The sequence below is a fragment of the uncultured Boseongicola sp. genome (assembly GCF_937988555.1).
Lineage (GTDB): Bacteria > Pseudomonadota > Alphaproteobacteria > Rhodobacterales > Rhodobacteraceae > Boseongicola.
The window spans coordinates 1-5,066 of record NZ_CALJXO010000076.1 but is presented as its reverse complement, the minus strand read 5'-3'; the positions used below and the strand labels follow the sequence as shown (position 1 = coordinate 5,066).

General features: G+C 55.8%; 4 protein-coding genes and 3 pseudogenes. 4 read left to right on the top strand and 3 right to left on the bottom strand.

Annotation, left to right across the window (positions count from 1 at the left end; translation table 11 throughout):
* Nucleotides 1-312: UvrD-helicase domain-containing protein (locus Q1B15_RS04250; protein WP_299750639.1), on the bottom strand; the 312-nt coding region annotated here is incomplete at its 3' end.
* A gap of 433 nt (nt 313-745) precedes the next feature.
* The gene (locus Q1B15_RS04245; RefSeq protein ID WP_299750636.1) at nt 746-1,366 is read right to left on the bottom strand and encodes a glutathione S-transferase family protein; all 621 of its coding nucleotides are present in this window, start codon (nt 1,364-1,366) and stop codon (nt 746-748) included.
* A gap of 215 nt (nt 1,367-1,581) precedes the next feature.
* Between Q1B15_RS04245 and Q1B15_RS04240 the strand changes: the two are divergent.
* Nucleotides 1,582-1,956, top strand: a pseudogene (locus Q1B15_RS04240) (DDE-type integrase/transposase/recombinase); the annotation flags it as partial.
* Between the two features lie 114 nt (nt 1,957-2,070).
* On the top strand, nt 2,071-2,922 hold the full coding sequence (gene istA / locus Q1B15_RS04235; RefSeq protein ID WP_299750633.1) for an IS21 family transposase: 852 nt from the start codon (nt 2,071-2,073) through the stop codon (nt 2,920-2,922).
* A gap of 97 nt (nt 2,923-3,019) precedes the next feature.
* Here istA and Q1B15_RS23340 read toward each other — a convergent pair whose 3' ends face one another.
* On the bottom strand, nt 3,020-3,274 hold the full coding sequence (locus Q1B15_RS23340; protein ID WP_366141669.1) for a hypothetical protein: 255 nt from the start codon (nt 3,272-3,274) through the stop codon (nt 3,020-3,022).
* A 351-nt stretch (nt 3,275-3,625) separates the two neighbouring features.
* Between Q1B15_RS23340 and Q1B15_RS04230 the strand changes: the two are divergent.
* Nucleotides 3,626-4,613, top strand: a pseudogene (locus tag Q1B15_RS04230) (IS630 family transposase).
* A gap of 96 nt (nt 4,614-4,709) precedes the next feature.
* A pseudogene (locus tag Q1B15_RS04225) lies at nt 4,710-5,066 on the top strand (IS481 family transposase); the annotation flags it as partial.

The following is a 5,066-nucleotide window of genomic DNA, read 5'->3' as shown; positions in this document are numbered from 1 at the left end:
GACCCCATGGAACGTCCCGGCCCAGGTGAGCGCTTCGGCAGCATATCCCGTTCCCATGGCCTGAGTGGTGATCCGCTCAACACGGCGGGCCAATTCGGTCGCGGCTCTGCGAGAGAAAGTCATGAGTAAGATCCGGCGAGGATCTGCGCCGCGCACAAGAAGATGGGCGACACGGTGCGCAAGAGTGCTGGTTTTGCCGGAACCCGCACCTGCAATAACCAACAAAGGGGGCGACAGTTCATCCGCAGCCAAACCAAACGTTGCTGCTGAACGCTGGTTGTCGTTCAACTTATCCAGATATGCCGTGTCCATTGGGCTGCCCAACCTGCAATTGCCGTTTAATCGCACAACGGTAGCTGGAGAAGAACGAAAAGGGAACATATTAGTCGCGTCTGGTATGGAGCAAAGCATTCGCGCGAGACAAAATAGGTTCACGGGTTATGAATGGCGCAAATACCTTGAGGCGGTGGGGCCGCCGGCCGCTATTCGGCGATATCCAGGCGGTTCTGAATACGCCAACATCTTCGATACACTATCCCGGCTGATCCCGAAATCGCGGGCAATCTGCCGCCCGCTCAAACCATCCTGAAAATGAGCGCGCCGCACCTTCAAATACAAATCCACGGTGAATATCCTCATGCCCTCCGATCAATTGAAAGGGCCAAAGTGGCCGACTTTTACGCCGCCCGCGACACCACATTGCCGCCGATTACAGAATGGCTTGCCACATCACGGTCACGCAACGTTACGCGACACCTTCAAGTTTGCGGGATGACTGAACCGAGGGTCGGGCCTTCATCCGCTCGAAATGCGCCTGCACGTTCGGTGGAAGCGTCCAGCCCGCCACATCAACAGCCCAGTATTCGTTGTAATAGAGCGCAGTGTCCGCGATCGAGAAATCACCCATCAAGTAGTCTTTGCCCGCTAATTGTTCGTCCACCAAATCAAGGGCTGCCAGCATCGCGGTCTTGCCACGCGTCCGCAGTTGGTCATGCTCGGCCGGGCTGTCGGAATAGGCCTCCGGGCGACGCCACAGACGCCAAGACAGCATGTGAACGGTGCCGATGATGAAATCCATTGTCTCAATCGTCCGCGCGACCCCTTCGGGATCAGTCGGCATCAGTTTCTTGTCCGGGTTGGTCATCGCCAGCCAAATAGCAATCGCCGCAAATTCGGTCAGAACGCTCCCATCTTCGCGCACCAGGGCGGCCACTTTCCCCTTCGGGTTAAGAGCCTTATATTCGGGTGTTTTCTGCTCGCCCTTGGAAAAATCCACAATCCTAAGATCATAAGGCATTCCGATCTCTTCCAGCAGCACGTGGATGCCGATCGAGCAGGTCTTTTTCGCGTAGCACAGCGTCGTCATATCTGATCTCCTTAAGCCCGTTTGTCTGACTTTCCGACACTACAGGCAACAACTTGGGACACCAATATGAGACCATGCAATCAAAGACCATAGGGACCGAGGGTAATCCTTGAATTCAGGACTGGGTCTGTTCCAGCTAAAGGCTCACCAAGATTGCACATGGGCATTGTCACGTTAACTCGACGATCGATTCAACGACGGGTAATTGCCCTTGGATGAGAAGAATATCCTACGCACGGCACCGGTTTCCGCCCCCAGTCATCTATCGTTGGGTTTGACTCTACTTTCGCTTTCTGCCGAGCTCTCGAGAAGTCGAGGAAATGCTGGCCGAACGCGGGATCGATGTCAGCTATGAAGCGATCCGCCGCTGGATCTTGAAGTTCGGTCCGGCCATTGCCGCAAATGGCAGAACCCGCAGGGTTCAACCTTCGGGAACCTGGCATCTTGATGAGGTCTTTGCCCGCATTGTTGGCAAGCGAACATATTTGTAGCGTGCCGTAGACGATGAGGGCGAGGTTCTTGAGGTCCTGGCCCAGTGGCGCCGGGACAAGCGTGCAGCCGTTAAGTATATGCGGAAACTCCTGAAAAAGTAGGGATGTGAATCCTGGAGACAAAATGACCACAGAAACGGTCTGATAACCTAGCCGTCGCGGAGTAAAATTCCGCATTCTGACACCTGAAGCCGATTAGCGGAGGGAGGGGAGATGTATTCTGTGGACTTATACAATCGTGTTCGTCGGGCGTGCCATGTTGATGGTATGAGCAAAAGTGCAGCTGGTCGTCTTTATGGGATCGACCGCAAAACGGTGGCAAAGATCCTGCTGCATTCCGTGCCCCCAGGGTATCGGCGAACTGCTTGGCCTGTCCGCCCGAAGCTTGATCCGTTCATTCCGATTATCGATCAGATCCTGGAAGACGACAAACGGGTTATTAAAAAGCAACGGCACACCGCCAAACGTATCCATGCCCGACTTCCCGACGAGCACGGTTTCTCCGGCGGCATCACCATCGTCACGGATTACGTTCGCGAGAAGCAGCGGCGGACGCGGGAAGTGTTTGTCCCACTTGCTCACCTGCCTGGCCATGTTCAGGTAGATTTTGGCGAGACGCTTGGTCTGATTGACGGGGTCGAGTGCAAGCTGCACTATTTTGCGATGGCGCTGCCGCATTCGGACGCGTTCTTCACCAAAGCCTATCCTGCCGAGACCACCGAAGCGTTCTGCGACGGGCATGTCTCAGCCTTTGCATTCCTCGGCGGGGTGCCTTTGTCGATCCTCTACGACAACACTTCGATCGCTGTTGCCAAGAACTGCGGCGATGGAAAGCGGGAACGCACCAGGATCTTTTCCGAGCTTCAGTCGCATTACCTGTTCAAGGACAAGTTCGGTCGGCCGGGAAAGGGCAACGACAAAGGCAATGTCGAAGGCGTGATCGGCTACGGGCGACGGAACTTTCTCGTGCCAGCGCCCCGCTTCAACAGCTTCGACGATCTCAACGCTTGGTTGGAAGAACAATGCCTGAGGCGCCAGGACGATACCGTGCGTGGCCACTCATAGCCGATCGGCGACCTTCTGATACGCGACCTGGATGCGCTGATGGCACTGCCGCCCACGTTCTAGAAGCCTAAGTTTCGGCTGGGTGCCATCTGACGGCTCAAGGTCGCGCCAGATGCCAAACACTGTCTACTCCGTCACCGTTAGTGTCACCAGGGACCTGGTCTCCGGAATACAAGTACAACGGCATACCCCGAAAGGCTGCCTGCATTTTTCCGTCCGCGCGTTTTATGAGGGTATAGCTTTCGCCCAACTGGGTTCCTGCGTCGAGCAACGCTGGGACCCAGTTCGTTGCACATTCATCTTTGCAGTTTGATACTCCCACTTGATCTCTATCGTACGTATAGAGGGACATATGATCCTGATACATGACATAGACTTGACCCTTGAACGCGCGGCTATGGACGAATTTATTTCCATGACTGTCGGCATTGCCAGTCACGGTAGACGCCACCAAACCTAGTACAGATATGGCAACAGCTGTGATCACGTTTCCCTTGATGTGCATTCCCGAAATCCCGATCTGATTGTCTGGCAATAACTTGCCCTCAAAAACGTTAAACGTCGTTGCTTCGGAATTCCATACTATTGGCTGATCACAGTTTCGCGCGGCATTGTCAGATTAAAGCATCCCGCCCAAAACCTGAATCATTTGAGATTCCCTTGAGGTTGAGTTTATGATTCATCCTGTCTGGGAGGACGGATCATGTCAGCACCTTTGCCGGATTCGCTTCGGGCGCGGTTTCAAGGATATATTGAAGAAGGGTTAAGTGGGCGCGCGGCGGCGTTGCGTTTGAAGCTTTCACCTGCGACCGGGGCGCGTTGGGCGCTTGCAATCCGGCGCACTGGTCAGATTCAGACTGCGGTTCAAGGCCGACCTAGAGACAGCGGAAAACTTGATCCGCACCGTGCGTTCTTTGGAGAGATCATAGAAAAGGCTGCAGACATCACGATGCCGGAGTTGAGTGCCGCTCTGCTGGATGCGACGGGCGTGCGGGCGCACCGCAATTCCATCGGAAAATTCCTCTGCAAGCTCGGCTACACATATAAATAAAGACACTGGTCGCGACCGAACGCCTTCGTGCTCATGTAAAGCGGCGACGTGTCGAAAGGGAGCAGCGCCGCATGCCAGCGATGCGCGCAGCGCCACAACGGCTTGTGTTCATTCCTTCTCGGCAGATTGTTGTGCAATCGCCTGTCAGGGAGCGGATGAAACCTCCGTCAAAACCAATCTGACGCGACAGCGCGGGCGGTCCCGGCGTGGGGATCGGTTGGTGATGAATGCACCGTTTGGAGCCTGGGGCACGCAGACCTTCGTCGCTGGACTGAGTGCCGACGCGATGATCGCGCCCTGAGTGATAAAGGGCGCGATGAATGGCCCCGCCTTCGCCGCCTACCTCGAAAAAAGTGTTGGTACCCGAACTCACTCCCGGAACCGTGGTCATTCTGGATAACCTCGCCACTCACAAGAACGCAGAGGCCGCAAAGGCTATGCGTGATGCAGGGTGCTGGTATTTTTTTCTGCCACCCTACAGTCCAGACCTAAACCCTATCGAAATGGCCTTCTCCAAACTCAAAGCCCACCTGCGCCGCATCGGCGCGCGCTCCTTCACCGAAATGTTCGACGCCATCGCTGAGGTCTGCGACCTATACTCCCCCAAGAGTGCTGGAACTACTTCAAGCCTGCCGGATAGGTGTTCCATCCCGGACGATCACATAGACCCTCGCCGCTCTGCGTTTTTCATGGCAAGATCGGTTTTAGATGACACCCGGGAGGACGTTCCGAGCCTGCTTGGGTTCTGGCGGAGCGGTACGGCACAACCGAACAGACAGTGTGGAAGTGGCGCAAGCGCGATAGTGTAAATGACCGCAGCCACACAGCCCACCGGCTGCAAACAACGCTCACGCCTGCGCAAGAGGCCGTTGCAGTGGCCCTGCGCAAGACGCTGCTAGTCTCGCTGGATGACCTGCTGGCGGTGGTGCGGGAGTTTCTGAACCCGGATGTCTCGCGCTCAGGGCTGGATCGGTGTCTGCGGCGGCATGGTGTGGGCAATCTGCGCGATTTGAAAGCAAAGGTGGCACGGCCCAAGCACAGCGGGTTCAAGGCATACGAACCCGGGTATATCCACATCGACGTGAAGTATCTG